The sequence below is a fragment of the Streptomyces sp. NPDC028368 genome, from assembly GCF_055565615.1.
The window spans coordinates 190,430-209,862 of record NZ_JBVHTY010000004.1 but is presented as its reverse complement, the minus strand read 5'-3'; the positions used below and the strand labels follow the sequence as shown (position 1 = coordinate 209,862).

2 protein-coding genes (1 of these 2 cut by a window edge) are annotated in these 19,433 nt (G+C 73.3%); both read right to left on the bottom strand.

Annotation, left to right across the window (positions count from 1 at the left end; all coding sequences use genetic code 11):
• Positions 1–30 precede the first annotated feature (30 nt).
• Positions 31–6,393, bottom strand: a complete 6,363-nt coding sequence (locus ACZ4S3_RS11005) for a type I polyketide synthase (RefSeq protein ID WP_467931532.1) — start codon at positions 6,391–6,393, stop codon at positions 31–33.
• Positions 6,394–6,449: 56 nt separating this feature from the next.
• Positions 6,450–19,433: the 3' end of a type I polyketide synthase gene (locus ACZ4S3_RS11000; RefSeq protein WP_467930302.1), read on the bottom strand. 15,591 nt of this gene lie beyond the right edge of the window; 12,984 of the gene's 28,575 nt are visible here — the last part of the coding sequence; the start codon falls outside the window, past its right edge; the stop codon is at positions 6,450–6,452.

Here is a 19,433-nt window from a genome sequence, read left to right as displayed (position 1 = left end):
GAACCTTCCGCGTGAATAAGGGGGCCGGACTCAGTGATCGCTGTGACGGCCGAGCTCGTTGTCGATGAAGGCGAAGATCTCATCGGTGCTGGCGGCTTCGATCCGCTCGGCGACCTCTGCGCCGTCCTCCTCCGCTTGGGCGTCTCGCCAGCTGTCCAGGATCTGCGACAGACGGGTGGCGACCGCGGCCCTGGTGCGGGCGTCGGGCTCGCTTGCGGCGAGCGCGGAGTCGAGCCGTTCGAGCTCCGCCAGGAGGGCTGGGCCCGTGGCGGCCTCGTCAACGAGCTCCGAGACGAGGTGGTCGGCGAGTGCGGTGGGGTTGGGGTAGTCGAAGACGAGGGTGGCGGTCAGCCGCAGGCCCGTCGCGGTGGAGAGCCGGTTGCGGAGTTCAACGGCGGTCAGCGAGTCGAAACCCAGGTCGTTGAACTCCCGCCGGGTATCGATCGCCTTGGCCGAGGCATGCCCGAGCACGGCGGCGGCCTCGGACCGTACGAGGTCACTCATCACGCGCGTACGCTCCTCCGGCCGCGCCTCCCGCAGTCGGCGGCCCAGCGTCGCCGCCGCATCGGTGCCCCTCGAGGCTCCCGCGGCCGCACGGCGGGCACCCTTGACCAGGCCCCGCAACACCGGCGGCACCGAGCCACGGTCCGAAGCGCCCGCGGCGACCGGCCCCATCGGGACGAGGTGCGCCGCGTCGGTCGCGGTGGCGGCGTCGAACAACGCCAGCCCCTGCCCGACGGTCAGAGGCGTCGCCCCGTAGGACGCGATCCGCTGCAGGTCCGCGTCCGACAGGGTGGCGGTCATCCCGCCGCTCGGGGCCCAGGCGCCCCATGCCAGGGACTGGGCGGGCAGGCCCCGCGCCGTACGGTGCCGGGCGAGCGCGTCGAGGAAGACATTGCCCGCGGCGTAGTTGCCCTGACCCGGAGTGCCGAGCACGCCCGAGATGGACGAATACAGTACGAAAGCGGCCAGGTCGAGGTCCTTGGTCGCCTGGTGCAGATGCCAGGCCGCGTCCGCCTTCGGGCGCAGCACGGCCGACAGCCGCTCGGGCGTCAGGGATGTGACCACACCGTCATCGAGAACACCGGCCGTGTGGACGACGGCGGTCAGCGGATGCGCCACAGGAACCGAGGCCACCAGCGCGGCCACCGCCTCCCGGTCGGCCACATCACAGGCAGTCAGCGTCACCTCGGCACCACGAGCGGCCAGCTCATCCCGCAGCTCGGCGGCGCCCGGAGCATCCGGTCCGCTACGGCTGGCCAGCAGCAGATGGCGCATGCCGCGCTCGGTCACCAAGTGCCTGGCCAGGGCGCCGGCCAGGCCGCCGGTGCCGCCACTGATCAGCACGGTGCCGTCCCGGTCCCAGGCACGCGGCAGGGTCAGCACGATCTTGCCGATGTGCTGCGCCCGGCTCATGAAACGGAACGCCTCCGGCGCGCGCCGCACATCCCACGTCGCCACCGGCAACGGCCGCAGCGCATCGGCGGCGAACAGATCCAGCAGCTCAGCCAGCATCTCCTGGACCCGATCGGGACCGGCGTCGGCGAGATCGAAGGCCCGGTAACGCACCGCCCGTACCGACCCGGCATCACGGATATCGGTCTTGCCCATCTCCAGGAAACGGCCACCGGGGGCGGTCAACCGCAGGGAGGCATCGACGAATTCACCCGCCAGGGCGTTGAGCACCACATCCACACCACGGCCATCGGTGACCGCCCGGAAGCGCTCCTCGAACTCGGTGCTACGGGACGAGGCGATGTGGTCCTCCGCGACGCCCAACTCCCGCAGGGTGTCCCACTTGCCCTCACTGGCCGTGGCGAACACCTCCGCCCCCAGATGCTTCGCCAGCTGGATCGCCGCCATACCAACGCCACCAGCACCGGCATGCACCAGGATCGACTGCCCCGGCCGCAACTCCGCAAGATCCTTCAGGGCGTAGAGAGCGGTCAGGAAGACCAGCGGCACCGAGGCTGCCCGATCCGCGGTCCATCCGTCGGGGACGCGGGTCAAAAGACGCTGATCGGTCACCGCCACCGGGCCGAAGCCACCGAAGACCATGCCCATCACCCGGTCCCCCGGGCGCAGTCCCTGCACCCCCGGCCCGGTCTCGGTGACCACACCGGCGGCCTCGGCGCCCAACAGCCCGGCCTCGCCCGGATACATCCCCAGAGCATTGAGCACGTCGCGGAAGTTCACGCCGGCGGCCTGGACCTGGATACGGACCTGGCCTTCCGAGAGCGGCTCCCGGACCTCCGGGCAGGGCGCCAGCACCAGCTTGTCCAGGCTGCCCTTGGCCGCGCTGTCCAGCCGCCACGGCACCCCGGCGGGCGGCAACAGCCCTGCGGCATTGCCGAGTTGAGCCAGTCGACCCACACGCACGGCACCGTCGCGCACCACGAACTGGGTGTCCCCGGTCGCCAGCAGACCCGGCAGGTCCGCCGACACCGCGGCGAAATCTCCGTCCTCGACCCCGTCTTGGAGGTCCACCAGCGCGATCCGTCCGGGGTGCTCCGACTGCGCCGAACGCACCAGACCCCACGCCGCGCCCGCGGCCACGTCCCGTACGGGCTCGCCCTCCTCGGCAGAGACGGCGCCGCGGGTGACGAACACCAGGCGCGCCGCTCCGGACTCCTCCCGGTCCGCCCACTCCTGCAGCAGTCCCAGAACCCGGGCGGTGAGCTCGTGAGCGCGGGCGGGCACGTCCTCGCCGGCACCGGACACGGGGACCACCACGAGGTCCTCATCCCCCGTGAGATCCGCCAGGGACGCGACCGACGCACCCACGCCCAGCTCGTCCGCTCCCAAGGACACGCACCGCACCTCGGCGGGCTGAACCTCAGGGGCCGCCACCCACTCCAGCGACAGCAGCGCGCCGTGTTCCGTGCCGCGCCGCGCCGCCGACTGGCCGGGGCCGGGATTCCGGTAGGCCCGCATCACCATCGCCTCGGCGGACAGTACGGGTGCGCCTTCGACGTCGACGGCCGCAATGGACAGCGAGTCCTCACCGGTCTTCACCACCCGCACCCGCAGGACCGACGCACCCCCGGCATGCAGCGACACGCCCCGCCAGGCAAACGGCAGGAACTGGTCATCCTCACCGCCGACACCAGCCATCCGGTGGGACTGCAACACCGCATCCAGCAACGCCGGATGGAGCCCGAACAGCCCCGCCTCCTCCACAACCTGGCTCGGCAACGCAACCTCGACGAACACCTCGCCCTCACGCCGCCACACCGAACGCAGCCCCTGGAACGCGGGACCATAACCGGACCCCTCGTAAAAACCCTCCAGGTCGACAACCACCGCATCCCGCGGCGGCCACACCTGGGAACCGAAGTCCCCGATCCGCTCACCACCGGTCAGCGTGCCACCCACATGCTGCGTCCACGACTGGCCGGCATCGCCATCACGACGCGAGTGCACCGAAACCGTCCGCGCACCCACCTCATCGGGCGCCGAAACCAACACCTGAACCTGCGCAGCACCCTCCTCCTGAAGCACCAGCGGCGCCATCAGGACAAGATCCTCAACCCGGCCACAACCGACCTGATCACCCGCCCGCATAGCCAGCTCCAGAAAACCCGTTCCCGGGAAAAGGACGCTGCCACCCATGACATGGTCAGCCAGCCACGGATGGCTCTGCAGCGACAGCCTGCCCGTCAACACCACCTCACCGGAATCCGCAAGCGTCAGCGTCGCACCCAACAACGGATGCCCCGCAGGGACGAGCCCCGCACCGGTCACATCCCCGGACAGCACCGCAAGCCGAGGCCAATACCGCTCACGCTGGAAGGGATAAGTAGGCAGCTCCACACGACGAGCACCCATCCCCGCGAACCACTCGGCCCAGTCCACGCCCACGCCCACCACATGCAGCCGCGCGAGGGCGGTGAGCAGGGCGGTCTCTTCGGGGCGGTCCTTGCGCAGGGCCGGAACGGCGGTCGCGGTGCCGTCCAGCGTCTGCTGGGCCATCGCGGTCAGGACCCCGTCGGGGCCCAACTCCAGGAAGACCCCGGCGCCTTGTGCGGCAAGAGTGCGGACGCCGTCGGCGAAGCGGACGGTGTCGCGGACGTGCCGGACCCAGTAGTCGGCCGAGCGGACGAGGTCCCCGGCGGCCAGCTCGCCGGTCACGTTGGAGACGACGGGGATCCGCGGAGCCTCGTACGACAGCCCCTCGGCCACCCGCCGGAAGTCCTCCAGCATCGGCTCCATCAGCGGCGAGTGGAAGGCATGGCTCACCGGCAGACGACGCGTCCTGCGGCCCTCGCCGGCGAACTCCGCTGCAATGCGAAGGACTTCGTCCTCACCGCCCGCGATCACCACCGACTCCGGACCGTTGACCGCCGCCAACGACACCCCGTCGGCCAGCCGCGCCGCCACCTCCTCCTCGGTGCCTTGGACAGCCACCATCGCACCGCCGGCGGGCAGGGCGTTCATCAGTCGCGCCCGCGCCGCCACCAGCCGGCACGCATCCTCCAGCGAGAACACCCCGGCCACATGCGCCGCCGCGATCTCACCGATCGAATGCCCGGCCACGAAGTCCGGCCTGATGCCCCAGGACTCGGCCAGCCGGAACAACGCCACCTCGAAGGCGAACAACGCCGGCTGCGTATACCCGGTCTCGTCCAACCGCTCCGCGTCGGTGAACATCACCTCCCGCAGCGGACGCTCCAGCTCGGCGTCGAAGTGCGCCAGCACCTCGTCCAACGCCTCGGCGAACACCGGGAAGCGACCGTACAACTCCCGGCCCATACCAACCCGTTGCGCACCCTGGCCCGAGAACAGCACCGCGAGCCGGCGGCCCGCCTCCGCGCGGCCCCGGGCCGCCTCGGACAGCTCGCCGTCGGGGCACTGCGCCAGCAGCACCGCGCGGTGTTCGAACGTCGAACGGCCCGAGGCGAGCGAGAACCCCACGTCCACCGGTAACGACGTGCCCGTGCGCGAGGAGATCCGCTCAATCTGCGCCGCCAGCGCTTCCTCGGTCCTGCCCGACACCAGCCACGGCACTACGGCGGGCGCCGGCCCCGGTTCCGTCACCGGCTCTTCGGCCGGTTCCGCCTGTTCCACGATCACGTGGGCGTTGGTGCCGCTGATGCCGAACGACGACACGCCGGCCCGCCACGGCCGGTCGGCCTTGGGCCACTCCTGAGACTCCGTAAGCAACTCCACCGCACCGGACGACCAGTCCACATGCGACGACGGCACATCGGCGTACAGCGTCTTCGGCAGGACGCCGTGCCGCATCGCCAGGACCGCCTTGATGATCCCCGCCGCACCGGCCGCCGCCTGCGTATGGCCGAGATTGGACTTCACCGACCCCAGCAGCAAAGGACGTTCGGGATCACGGTCCTTGCCATAGGTGGCCAGCAGCGCCTGGGCCTCGATCGGGTCGCCGAGCGGCGTGCCCGTGCCGTGCGCCTCGACCACGTCCACGTCCGAAGCCGACAGGCCGGCACTCGCCAGCGCCTGCCGGATCACCCGCTGCTGGGAGGGCCCGCTGGGCGCGGTGAAGCCGTTGGAGGCGCCGTCCTGGTTGACGGCCGAGCCCCGTACGACCGCGAGGACCTCATGCCCGTTGCGGCGCGCGTCGGACAGCCGCTCCACGACGAGGACACCCACGCCTTCGGACCACCCGGTGCCGTCGGCCGCGTCGGAGAACGCCTTGCACCGGCCGTCCGCCGCCAGCCCGCCCTGCCTGCTGAACTCCATCAGGGAACCGGGGGACGACATGACGTTCACCCCGCCGACCAGGGCCAGCGAGCACTCACCGGCCCGCAGGGCATGGGTCGCCGTGTGCAGGGCCACGAGCGAGGACGAGCACGCCGTGTCGACGGTCACCGCCGGGCCCTCCAGGCCCAGCGTGTAGGACAGCCGGCCGGACGTGGCGCTGGCGGCGATTCCGGTGCCGATGTCGCCGGTGGCGTCGGCCAGGGAGCGTACGAGCAGGTAGGCGTAGTCCTGGCCGTTGGTGCCGATGAATACGCCGGTGCGGCTGCCGCGCAGGGTGGTCGGGTCGATGCCGGCGCGCTCGATGGCCTCCCAGGAGGTCTCCAGCAGCAGCCGCTGCTGCGGGTCCATGGTGACGGATTCACGTGGCGAGATGCCGAAGAAGCCGGCGTCGAAGTCCCCCACTCCGTCGAGGAAGCCCCCTTCCTGGCTGACCGCGTTGCCGCGCTGGTCGACCCCGGCGTCCCGCAGGGCGTCCAGGTCCCAGCCGCGGTCCGTGGGGAACGCGCCGATCGCGTCCTCGCCTGCGGTCAGGAGCTCCCACAGGTCCTCGGGCGAGTGCACGCCGCCGGGGTAGCGGCAGGCCATCGCCACGATCGCGATCGGTTCCGTGGCCTCGGCGACGAGCTTGTGGTTCTGGCGGCGCAGGTGCTCGGCTTCCTTCAACGAGGCGCGGAGGGCTGCGACGACGGTTTCACTGGAGGTAGTCATGGTCCGCTCTTTCAGCGCTCTTGGGAGGAATTGCCGTCAAATGCCGCCTGCACCAGGTCGGCGACGTCCATCGCGTCGATCGACTCGTCGTAGGCGTCTGCTGCCGTGGCGGCGGCGGCCTCGGCGTCGGACGCCGCGGTCTGCTCGGCGGCGAGCTTCAGCAGGGGTTCGAGCACGCCGATCTCGCGCAGCTGGGCCACGGAGACGGAGGCGAGCAGCGCTCTGATGCCGGACGGGTCGAGGTCGTCGCCGGCCGCTTCGCGCGTCCCGTCCTCCGGGACGAGCAGGCTCAGGAAGTGAGCGGCCAGGTCGCGGGGGTTGGGGTGGTCGAAGACGAGCGTGGCGGGCAGGGTCAGCCCCGTGGCGGCGCCCAGCTGGTTGCGCAGCTCGACGGCGCTGAGGGAGTCGAAGCCGAGGTCCCTGAAGGCCCGGTCGGCGCCGACGGCGTCGAGAGTGGGGTGGCCCAGTACGGCGGCGGCCCGGGTGCGTACGAGGTTCAGTACGGCTTCGGAGCGCTGTGCGGGCGGCAGGCCCGTCAGCCGCTCGCGCAAGGCGGCATTGCTGTCCTCCTCGCCGGAGGGCCCGGCCGGGTGGGACGCGTGGGTCTCGGTGGTGGCCTCGGCCAGCTCCGCGAGGAGCGCGCTGGGCCGTACGGCGGTGAAGGACTGTACGAACCGGTCGCGTTCGACGTCGGCGACGACCTCGGTGGGGCGGCCGTCCATGACGGCCCGGCGCAGCGCCGTGACGGCGAGGTCCGGGTTCAGGGGGCGGATTCCGGTGCGCTGGGCCGCGGCGGCTGCCCGCTCTCCGGCGGCCATGCCGCCACCGTCCCAGGCGCCCCAGGCGATCGAGGTCGCGGCCAGGCCCTCGGCCCGGCGCCGCTCGGCGAGGGCGTCCAAGTAGGCGTTGGCGGCGGCGTAGTTGGCCTGGCCCGGGTTGCCGACCGCGGCGGAGGACGAGGAGAACAGGGCGAACACCGCCAGGTCCAGGTCCTTGGTGAGGTCGTGCAGGGCCAGGGCCGAGGCGGCCTTGGCGCGGAAGACGTCCTCGAAGCGGTCCGGGGTGAGGCTGTCCAGGACACCGTCGTCGATGATGCCGGCGGTGTGGACGACGCCGGTCAGGGGCGCCTCCTCGGGGATGTCCGCCAGGACCTTCGCGAGCCCGTCGCGGTCGGCGGCGTCGCATGCGGTGAGGGTGACGTCCGCGCCGAGCGCGGTGAGTTCGGCCCGCAGTTCGTCCGCGCCGGGCGCGTCCGGGCCCCGTCGGCTGAGGAGCAGCAGGTGCCGTGCGCCCGATCGGGCCAGTTCGCGTGCCACGTGGGCGCCCAGTGCTCCGGTGCCGCCGGTGACCAGGACGGTTCCGGTGGGGTTCCACTCCCGGGTGTTCCGCCCGGCCGGTACGGGTACCAGCCGGCGGCCGAGGATGGCGGAGGGCCGGATCGCGATCTGGTCCTCGCCGTCGGGGGCGGCGAGCACTTCGGTGAGGCGGGCCGCGGACCGGTCGTCGAGGGTGCCGGGCAGGTCGATCAGACCTCCCCAGCGCTCCGGGTACTCCAGGGCGGCCACCCGTCCCAGTCCCCACACGGCGGCCTGGGCGGGTCCGGGCGCCGGCTCGCTGGGCGCGGCGGCGACCGCGCCGCGGGTGACGCACCACAGGGGTGCGGCGAGGTCCGCTTCGCCGAGCGCCTGGATCAAGGCGGTGGTGAGTGCCAGCGCCTCGGGGGCGTGCGCCGGGTGGGCGGGTTCCGTGGCGAGGGCGAGCAGGGAGACCACGGCGGCGAACTCGCGCCCTTCGGCGGCCTGTTGGCGCAGCAGGTCGGCCAGGGCAGCGCGGTCGGTGCCGGGCGCCGTGAGGCACACGGTGTCCGGGCCCAGGGCGGCGACGACGTCGGCGACCCACGGGTCCTGCTCGTGCCCTGCCGGGATGACGGCGAGATGGGTGCCCGCCGGGGTGCGGGAGGGCGTGCGGGTCAGCGGCTTGAAGGTGATCTGCTGCCGCCAGCCGTCGACCGTGCCGGCTTCCTCGCGCCTGCGGCGCCAGTCCGCGAGCGCGGGGAGCACCTTGGACAGCGCGTCGCGCTCGACGTGGAGGGTGGTTTCGAGTTCGGCGAAGTCCGCCTCCCGTACCGCCGACCAGAAGCCGTCGTCCGCGGCGGTCGCCGGGGCGGGGTCGGTGGCGGGCTGGGTGGCCGGCCAGAACCGCTGGTGCTGGAAGGGGTAGGTGGGCAGGTCGGTGCGGCGGGGGGCGGCCGGGGCCCCGGTGAGTACGGCGGGCCAGTGCGGGCTCAGTCCGTCGACGTGCAGCCGGGCGAGCGCGGTGACGACACACTCCTGCTCACCGCGGTCCCGGCGCAGCGCCGGTACGGTGACCGCCTGCGAGGGCAGGGTGTCCAGGGTGTCCTGGGCCATGGCGCACAGGGCGCCGTCGGGGCCGAGCTCCAGGAAAGCGGTCACGCCGCGCTCGGCGAGGGTGCGGATGCCGTCGCCGAAGCGGACGGCCTCGCGGACGTGGCGCACCCAGTAGTCGGGGGAGCACACCTGCTGCTCGGTTGCCGCCTCGCCGGTCACGTTGGACACGAGCGGGATCGCCGGAGCGTCGTAGCTGACGCTTTGGGCGACTCGCCGGAAGTCCTCGAGAATGGCGTCCATGTGCAGTGAGTGAAACGCATGGCTCACCCGCAAACGCCTAGTCTTGCGCCCGTCGGCGGTGAACTTCTCCGCGATGCCGAGGACGGTGGCCTCGTCGCCGGAGAGGACCACCGACCGCGGTCCGTTGACCGCGGCGATGGACACGCCGTCGGTCAGGTACGCCCGGGTCTCCTCCTCGGTGGCCTGTACGGCGACCATGGCGCCGCCCGCGGGCAGGGCGTTCATCAGCCGCGCCCGTGCGGCCACCAGCCGGCACGCGTCGTCCAGGGAGAAGACCCCGGCCACGTGCGCGGCCGCTATCTCGCCGACGGAGTGCCCGGCGGCGAAGTCCGGGCGGATGCCCCAGGATTCGACCAGGCGGAACAGCGCCACCTCGATGGCGAACAGTGCGGGCTGGGTGAAGCCCGTCTGGTTCAGCCGCTCCGCGTCCTCGAACATGACGTCCTGTAGCGGGAGTTCCAGTTCCGTGTCCAGGCGTGCCGTCACCGCGTCCAGGGTTTCGGCGAACACCGGGTAGCGGGCGTGGAGTTCACGGCCCATGCCCACGCGCTGCGAACCCTGGCCGGAGAACAGCACCGCGAGCTTGCCGCGGCGCTCCGCCGCCTGGCCCCGCAGGACCTGGGGGGTGTCAAGTCCGTCGGCGAGCGCGGCCAGGCCGGTGAGCAGCTCCTCGCGGCCTTCGGCGAGGACGGCGGCCCGGTGGGTGAAGGCCGACCGGGCGGTGGCCGTGGACAGCGCGAACTCGGTGACGGTGAGGTCGGGCCGGGCGGCCACGTAGGCGTGCAGCTGCCGGGCCTGGGCCCGCAGCGCTTCCGGCACGGCGCCGGACACGGGCACCGGCAGCGGGCCGCCTGTCTCCTGGGGGCTCTCGGGCTCGTCCGCCATGGTTTCCGTGGGCTGCTCGATGATCACGTGGGAGTTGGTGCCGCTGGCGCCGAAGGCCGAGATTCCGGCCCGGCGCGGGCGGCCCGTACGCGGCCAGTCGGCCGCGTCCGCCAGCAGTTCGACGGCTCCGGCGCTCCAGTCGACGTGTGCCGAGGGCTCGTCGATGTGCAGGCTCCTGGGCAGCACGCCGTGGCGCATCGCCAGCACCATCTTGATCACACCGGCGACGCCCGCGGCCGCCTGGGTGTGGCCGATGTTGGACTTCACCGACCCCAGCAGCAGCGGCAGTCGGGGGTCGCGGGCCTGTCCGTACGTGGCCAGCAGCGCCTGCGCCTCGATGGGGTCACCCAAGGTGGTGCCGGTGCCGTGTGCCTCCACGGCGTCCACGTCGGCCGGTGCCAGCCCGGCGTCGGCCAGCGCCCGCTGGATGACGCGGCGCTGCGAGGGACCGTTGGGCGCGGTGAGGCCGTTGCTGGCGCCGTCCTGGTTGACGGCCGAGCCGCGCAGCACCGCGAGGACCTCGTGCCCGTTGCGGCGGGCGTCCGAGAGCCGTTCCAGGACGAGGACGCCCACGCCCTCGGACCAGCCGGTGCCGCCCGCGGCGGACGCGAAGGGCCGGCAGCGGCCATCAGGCGCGAGGGCTCCCATCTCGCCGAACTCGACGAAGTTCACCGGGCTGGACATCACCGTCACACCGCCGGTGAGCGCGATGGAGCACTCGCCGTTGCGCAGTGCCTGGGCGGCCAGGTGGAGGGCCACCAGGGATGACGAGCAGGCCGTGTCCACGCTGACGGACGGGCCTTCCAGACCGAAGGTGTAGGACACCCGGCCGGAGAGCAGGCTGGCCGACTGTGCGGTCTGCGCGTGGCCCAGCTGCCCCGCTTCGGGCCGGTAGTCGCCCGATCCGCCGCCGATGAACACGCCGGTGTCGCCGCCGCGCAGCTGGGCGGGGTCGATGCCGGTGCCCTCCAGGGCCTCCCAGGTGGCTTCCAGGAGGATGCGCTGCTGCGGGTCCATCACCATGGCCTCGCGCGGTGAGATCCCGAAGAATCCGGGGTCGAAGTCGGCTACGCCGTAGAGGAATCCGCCTTCGCTGGTGACGGTGCGGCCGCGGCCGTCCCGGTCGCCGTGCAGCAGCCGGTCCAGGTCCCAGCCGCGGTCTGTGGGGAAGCCTCCGATGGCGTCCGTTTCGCCCATGACCAGCTGCCACAGGTCCTCGGGCGAGCGGATCCCGCCCGGGTAGCGGCAGCTCATGCCGACGATGACGACGGGGTCCTCGGCGGTGCCGGCGTCCTTCGCCCGCGCCGCCGCGGGGAGTTCCTCCCCGTCCTCGCCGAGGAGTTCGGCCCGTAGGTGATCGGCGAGCGCGTCGGCCGTGGGGTAGTCGAAGACGAGGGTGGCGGGCAGGGTCAGCCCCGTCGCGGTGGCGAGCTTGTTGCGCAGGTCGACGGCGGTCAGCGAGTCGAGGCCGAGGTCCTTGAACGCCTGGCCGGAGGGTACGGCGCCGGCGTCCGCGAAGCCGAGCACCGCGGCCACCCGGTCGCGGACCAGGGCCACCAGGATCTCGGTGCGTTCCGCGTCCGGGCGGGTGGCGAGTTCGGCCCGCAGGCCGGTGGCGGTGCCCGCCGTGTCCGTCTCGGTGCCGCCCAGGTCCGCCAGCGCCTCGCGGGCCTCGGGCAGTTCCGCGAAGAGGGCGCTCGGCCGGTTGCGGGTGAAGGCGGGCGCGAAGGCGTCCCACCGTACGTCGGCGACCGTCACCGAGGGGGCGCCGGTGCCAAGGGAGCGAGCAAGCGCGGTCAGGGCCCGCGCGGGGTCCATCGCGGGCAGCCCGTTGGCCCTCAGGTGGGCGGCCAGGCTGTCGGAGGCGGTGTCGGCCCAGCCGCCCCACGAGACGGACATGGCGGGCAGTCCGCGTGCGCACAACGTGCGTGCGAGGGCTTCGAGTTGGGCTCCGGCCGCCGCCTCGGTGCCCCGGCCTCCGGCACCCCAGGTCCCGGCGATCGAGGAGAAGAGGACGAACGCGTCCAGGGGGCGGTCGCCGGCCGCCGCCTCGGCCACGGCCGCCAGGCTCTCCACGTCCGCGTACAGCGCAGCCAGAGCGGCGCCGGGGTCCTCGGCGGTGGCGGGTCCGTACGCGTCGGCGTCGGACGGCCCGTCCGTGTGGACCACGGCGGTCAGCGGCTCCTGTGCCGGGAGCGCGGCGAGCGCGGTCAGCAGCGCCTCGCCGTCGGCCGGTGCGCAGTCGAGCACCGTCAACAGAACGCCCAGGGCGTCGAGTTCGGCGCGCAGCCGCGCCGTGTCCGCCGCGGTGGGGTCGGCCAGCAGCAGGTGCCGGGCGCCCTGTTCGGCGAGCCAGCGGGCGCAGTGTCCGCCGGTGCCGGACGCCGGGCCGACGACCAGGACCGTGCCGGTCGGCTGCCACGGGGCTGTGGGGGGGTCGTCCGTGGCGCGCACCAGCCGTCGCCCGAAGACTCCGGAGGGCCGCAGTGCCACCTGGTCCTCGTCGCCGGTGCCGGACAGTACGGCGCGGAGCCGTTCGGCCGAGCGCCGGTCGAGCACCTGCGGTACGTCGACCAGGCCCCCCCAGCGGTCCGGGTGGTCCAGGGCCGCGACCCTGCCGAGCCCCCATACCGCCGCCTGGGCGACGCTGACTTCGGTTTCCGAGCGGCCCACCGACACGGCGCCGCGGGTGACGCACCACAGCGGGGCGGCGATTCCGGCGTCGGCCAGTGCCCGCAGCGCCTCGTCGGGCCATGCCGGTCCGGAGGGGAGGGCGTCGGCGTACGAGGCCGCGAGAAGGGACACCACTCCGGTGAACTCGGTTCCCTGTGCGGCGAGTTCGACGAGCCGTCCGGCGAGCGCGCCGCGGTCGGTCGCGTCGGCTTCAACGGTGACGGCCGACTCGCCGAGGGCCGCGAGCACGGCGGCGGTCCACTCGTCGTCGGCGCCGCCCGTCGGAACGAGCGCCAGCCACGGTCCGGCGAGGGTGCCGGGAGCGGTGCCGGTCAGCGGCTTGAAGGTGACGTGGTAGCGCCAGCCGTCTACGGTTGAGCGCTCGACGCGCTTGCGGCGCCAGGCGGACAGGGCGGGTACGAGCGCCGACAGCGCGGCGTCGTCCAGCTCCAGGTCGGCCGAGAGCGACGCGAGGTCCGCGCGCTCCACCGCGTCCCAGAACTCGGCGTCCACGGGGTCCTGCGAACCGGTCCGCGCATCCGCCGCGGGCGCGCCGTCCGGCCAGTACCACTGCTGCTGGAAGGGGTAGGTGGGCAGGTCCACGCGGCGGGCGCCGGTGCCGGTGAAGATCCCGGACCAGTCCACCTCGACGCCTACGACGTGCAGGTGCGCGAGGGCGGTGAGCAGGGCGGTCTCTTCGGGCCGGTCCTTGCGCAGGGCCGGAACGGCGGTCGCGGTGCCGTCCAGGGTGTGCTGGGCCATCGCGGTGAGCACGCCGTCCGGGCCCAGCTCCAGGAAGACAGTCGCCCCTTCGGCGGCCAGGGCACGCACACCGTCGGCGAAACGCACGGTCTCGCGCACATGCCGCACCCAGTACTCCGCCGAGCGGACGACGTCCTCGGTGGCGAGTTCACCGGTGAGGTTCGACACCAGCGCGATCCGCGGAGCCTCGTACGACAGCCCCTCGGCCACCCGCCGGAAGTCCTCCAGCATCGGCTCCATCAACGGCGAGTGGAAGGCGTGGCTCACCGACAGGCGCTGGGTCTTGCGCCCCTGGGCCGCCAGCTCCGCGGCAATCCGCAGGACGTGTGACTCCGCCCCTGCGATCACCACCGACTCCGGGCCGTTGACCGCCGCGATCGACACCCCGTCGACCAGCCGCTCGGCCACCTCGCTCTCCGTCGCCTGGACGGCCACCATCGCACCACCGGCCGGGAGGGCCTGCATCAGCCGCGCCCGCGCCGCTACCAGCGCACACGCGTCCGCCAGCGAGAACACCCCGGCCACATGCGCCGCCGCGATCTCACCGATCGAATGCCCGGCCACGAAGTCCGGCCGCACACCCAGGGACTCGGTCAGACGGAACAGCGCCACCTCGATGGCGAACAGCGCCGGCTGGGTGAACCCGGTCTCGTCCAAGCCCTCCGCATCGCCGAACATCACCTCCCGCAACCCGGCGTCGAAGTGCCCCAGCACCTCGTCCAACGCCTCGGCGAACACCGGGAAGCGGCCGTACAACTCACGGCCCATGCCCACTCGTTGAGCGCCCTGGCCCGAGAACAGCACCGCCAGCTTCCCGTCGGTCTCCTGGGCGACGCCGCGTGCGAGTTCCCGTACGCCCTCTCCGTCTGCCGCGAGGACCGCGCGGTGGGCGAACGCCGCCCTGCCGGTCGCGAGGGAGTGGCCCACGTCGACCGGTGAGGGACCGGTCAGCGCGGAGACCCGCTCGATCCCTGCCGCCAGCGCGGCCTCGGACTTGCCCGACACCGGCCAGGGCACGACGCCTGGCACCGTGGCGGGCTCCGGTGCCACGGGCTCCTCGGCGTCCGGCGCCTGCTCGATGATGACGTGGGCGTTGGTGCCGCTGACGCCGAAGGCGGAGACGCCGGCCCGCCGGGCATGCCCGGTCTCCGGCCACTCCTGCTGCTCGGTGAGGAGCGAGACCGTGCCGTCCGTCCAGTCGACGTGCGAGGACGGGGAGTTGAGGTGCAGGGTCTTGGGCAGGACGCCGTGGCGCATCGCCAGGAGCACCTTGATGGTGCCGGCGACGCCGGCGGCGGCCTGGGTGTGGCCCAGGTTCGACTTGACGGCGCCGAGCAGCAGCGGGTGTTGCCTGTCCTGTCCGTAGGCGGCGATCAGGGCGTTGGCCTCGATGGGGTCGCCGAGGGTGGTGCCGGTGCCGTGCGCCTCGACGACATCGACGTCGGCGGGGGTGAGGTCGGCGTCGGCGAGGGCCTGGCGGATGGCGCGCTGCTGGGCCCGTCCGCTGGGCGCGGTCAGTCCGTTGGAGGCGCCATCCTGGTTGACGGCGGTGCCGCGCACGATGCCCCATACGTCGTGGCCGTTGCGGCGCGCGTCGGAGAGGCGTTCCAGGAGGAGGACGCCCACGCCCTCGGACCAGCTCGTGCCGTCGGCCGCGTCGGCGAACGGCTTGCACCGCCCGTCGGGGGCCAGCCCGCCCTGGACCGTGAACTCGGTGAAGGAGTCGGGGCTGGACATGACCGAGACGCCGCCGGCCAGGGCGAGGGTGCACTCGCCGCTGCGCAGGGCGCCTGCGGCCATGTGCAGGGCGACCAGCGCGGAGGAGCAGGCGGTGTCGATGGTGACGGCCGGGCCCTCCAGGCCGAAGGCGTACGAGAGGCGTCCTGACATGACGCTGGCGGTGTTGCCGGTGGCGACATGGCCGCGTACGTCGGCGGTGCCGGCGCCCTGGCGCAGGAGCGTGGCGTAGTCCTGGCCGTTGGTGCCGACGAAGACGCCGGTGCGGCTGCCGCGCAGGGTGGTCGCGTCGATTCCGGCGCGCTCGAACGCTTCCCAGGAGGTCTCCAGCAGCAGGCGCTGCTGGGGGTCCATGGCCAGGGCCTCGCGGGGCGCGATGCCGAAGAAGGGGGCGTCGAAGAGGCCGACGCCGTCGAGGAATCCGCCTTCGAGGGTCGCGGAGGCTCCCTGGGCGAGCGCGTCCAGGTCCCAGCCGCGGTCCGCGGGGAATCCGCCGATCGCGTCCTCACCGCGGCTCAGCAGCTGCCAGAGGTCCTCGGGGGACCGTACGCCGCCGGGGAAGCGGCAGTTCATGCCGACGATGGCGATGGGGTCGTCGTCCGCCGCGCGGCCGGCGAGGGCCGGGGTGCCGGTGCCGGGCTCGGGCAGCGTGCCGAGGAGTTCGGCGAGCAGGAAGTCGGCGAGGGCGGTCGGGGTCGGGTAGTCGTAGACGAGGGTGGCGGGCAGCTTCAGGCCGGTGGTGGCCGTCAGGGTGTTCCGCAGTTCGACGGTGGTCAGCGAGTCGAATCCGAGGTCGCTGAAGGCGCGGTCGGCACCGATGTCCGAGGTGCCGGTGTGTCCGAGGACGGCGGCCACCTGGGTGCGTACCAGGTCCAGGACGAAGCGCGGGCGGGCGGCCGGGGAGAGTCCGGCGAGCCGCGGGCGCAGGGCCGGTTCCCGCAGGGCGGCTTCCGGTGTCCCGGCGGGCGGCGCGGCCCGGAGCAGTTCGGGCAGGTCGCCGACGAAGGGGCTGGGGCGCAGTGCGGTGAACACGCTCGCGTAGCGCTGCCAGTCGATGTCCGCGAGGGTCAGCGTCGTGGTGTCCTGTTCGATCGCCTGGCGCAGGGCGGTGAGGGCGAGTGGGGGTGCCATGGGGGTGAAGCCGCCGCGGCGGACGCGGTCCTGGATGCCGGTGCCGTCGGCCGCCATGCCGGTCTCGGCCCAGGGGCCCCAGGCCAGCGAGGTGGCGGGCAGGCCGTGGGCGCGGCGGTGTTCGGCGAAGGCGTCGAGGAAGGCGTTGGCGGCGGCGTAGTTGCCCTGGCCGGGTGCGCCGAGAGTGCCGGCGACGGAGGAGAAGAGTACGAAGGCGGTCAGGTCCCGGTCGCGGGTCGTCTCGTGCAGGTTGAGGGTGGCGGTGACCTTGGCGCGCAGGACGGAGGTGAACTGGTCGGGGGTGAGCGTGTCCAGGGTGCCGTCGTCGACGGTGCCGGCGGTGTGGAACACGGCGGTGAGCGGGTGCTCGTCGGGGATCGAGGCCAGTACGGCGGCGAGCGCGTCGCGGTCGGCGGTGTCGCACGCCGCGATGGTGACCTTGGCGCCCAAGTCCTCGAGTTCTACGGTCAGTTCACCGGCGCCGGGGGCGTCGGTTCCGCGACGGCTGACCAGGAGCAGGTGCTCGGCGCCCGCACCGGCCAGCCATCGGGCGACGTGGCCACCCAGCGCGCCGGTGCCGCCGGTGACAAGCACGGTTCCGGTGGGGCGGAACACGGGGAACGCGGCCGCCTCGGGGGCCGGTGCGACGCGGTGGTGTACCAGCCGGCGGACGAAGGCCGCGGTGGTGCGCAGGGCGAGCTGGTCCTCGCCGCCGCTGTCGGCCAGGACGGTGGCCAGGCGGCGCAGGGTGGTGCCGTCGAGCTCGTCGGGGAGGTCGACGAGGCCGCCCCAGCGCTGCGGGTGCTCCAGCGCGGCCACTCTGCCCAGGCCCCAGACTGCGGCCTGGGCGGGGCGGGCCGGGTGTTCGGCGCGGTCCACGGCCACGGCGGTGCGGGTCACGCACCACAGCGGGGCTTCGATGCCGGCGTCACCCAGGGCCTGGACGGCGGTCGCCGTCAGCAGCAGGCCCGCGTTCGTGGCGTCATCGTCGCCCTCGGCGCCTTCGCCGGCCGTCGCCAGCAGGGACAGGACGCCCGCGAACTCACCGTGTTCGACGGCGAGTTCACTCAGTCGCTCGCCCAGGTCCCGGCGCTGCGCAGCGGTCACCTCGACCCGTACGGAGTCGGTCCCCAGGGCGCCGACGACCGAGTCGGTCCAGGCGCGGTCGCCGTCGGCCGGTGCGAGCACCAGCCAGGTCCCGGCCGGGTGTCCGGCGGCGGACGTGCCGGTCAGGGGCTTCCAGGTGGTCCGGTAGCGCCAGCCGTCGACGGTGGAGCGCTCCCGGCTCTTGCGCCGCCAGGAGGAGAGGGCGGGCACGACGGCGGTGAGGGTGTCGTCGTCCAGGTCCAGCGAGGAGCCCAGGGACTCGAGGTCCGCGCGCTCGACGGCCGACCAGAACTCCGCGTCCGCCGCGTCGGCGGGGTGTGCGGGTGCGGCGGTTTCGGCGGCTGCCTCGGGCCAGTAGCGCTCGCGCTGGAAGGGGTAGGTGGGCAGATCGATCCGCCGGGCGCCGCTGCCCGCGAACACGGCGGTCCAGTCGACGCGTACCCCGTTGAGGTGGAGCCGGGCCAGTGCCGTGGTCAGTGCCGGGGCCTCGGGCCGGTCGCGGCGCAGGGCCGGGATGGCGGTGGCGGAGGTCTGCTCGCCGGTGCACTCGCGTACCGCGCCGCTGAGTACGGCGTCCGGGCCGAGCTCGAAGAAGGTCGTCACACCGTGCTCGGTGAGGTGCCGTACGGCGTCGGCGAAGCGGACGGTGTCGCGGACCTGCCGGGTCCAGTACTGCGGCGAGCACAGTTCATCGGCCGTGGTCGGCTCGCCGGTCAGGGTCGACACCAGCGGCAGCGACGGCGCGTGGAAGGTGACGCCTTCGGCGGCGCGGGCGAAGTCGTCCAGCATCGCGTCCATGTGCGGCGAGTGGAAGGCGTGGCTGACCCGCAGCCGCTTGGTGCGGCGGCCGAGCTCGTGGAAGTGGGCCGCCACGGCGCGTACCGCGTCCTCGTCGCCCGAGACGACCAGGGACGTCGGGGTGTTGACGACGGCGACGGACAGGCGCCCTTCGTACTCCGGGAGGAGGGGCAGCACCTCGTCCTCGGCGGCCTCGACGGAGGCCATGGCGCCACCCGGGGGCAGGGCCGCCATCAGGCGGCCGCGGGCCGCGACGAGGGTGCAGGCGTCCTCCAGGGAGAGGACTCCGGCGGCGTGCGCCGCGACGAACTCGCCGATGGAGTGGCCCGCGACGTAGTCGGGGCGCAGGCCCCAGGACTCGGCGAGGCGGAACAGCGCCACTTCGAGGGCGAAGAGGCCCGGCTGGGTGTAGCCGGTGTCGTCCAGCAGCTCGGCCTCGGGGGTGCCGGGCTCGGCGAAGAGGATCTCCCGCAGCGGGCGGTCGAGTTCGAGGTCGAAGCGGGCCAGTACGGCGTCCAGGGCCTCGGCGTAGACCGGGTGGCGGTCGTAGAGCTCGCGTCCCATTCCGGGGCGCTGGCTGCCCTGGCCGGTGAAGAGGAAGGCCAGCCGGCCGCGGTCCGGGCTGCCGGTGAGCAGTGAGCCGTCGGGGGCCGCGTCGCGCAGCGCGGTCAGGGCGCGGGTGAGGGTGTCGGGGTCGTCGGTGACGACGGCCGCGCGGTGCTCCAGGGCGGCGCGGGAGGTGGCGAGGGAGAGGGCGAGGTCGGTGAGCGGGAGGTGGGGGTGGTCGGCGAGGTGGGTCAGGAGCCGTCCGGCCTGGGCCCGCAGGGCCGCTTCGGTGCGTCCGGACAGGGTCAGGGGGAGGGGGGTGGGGTCGGCCGGGCGGGCCGGTGCGGTGGCAGTGCCTTCCTCGTCTGTCTCGGGCCGGTCTTCCGGGGCCTGTTCGAGGATGGTGTGGACGTTGGTGCCGCTGAGTCCGAAGGAGGAGACGCCCGCGCGGCGCGGGTGTCCGGTGCTCGGCCAGGGCAGCGGCTCGGTGAGCAGGTGGATGGCGCCGGAGCCCCAGTCGACGTGCGAGGAGGGCTGGTCGATGTGCAGGCTCTGCGGCACGGTGGCGTGGCGCATGGCCATGACCATCTTGATGACGCTGGCGACGCCGGACGCCATCTGGGTGTGGCCGATGTTGGACTTGACGGAGCCCAGCAGCAGCGGGCTGTGTACGTCGCGGTCCTGGCCGTAGGTGGCGAGCAGGGCCTG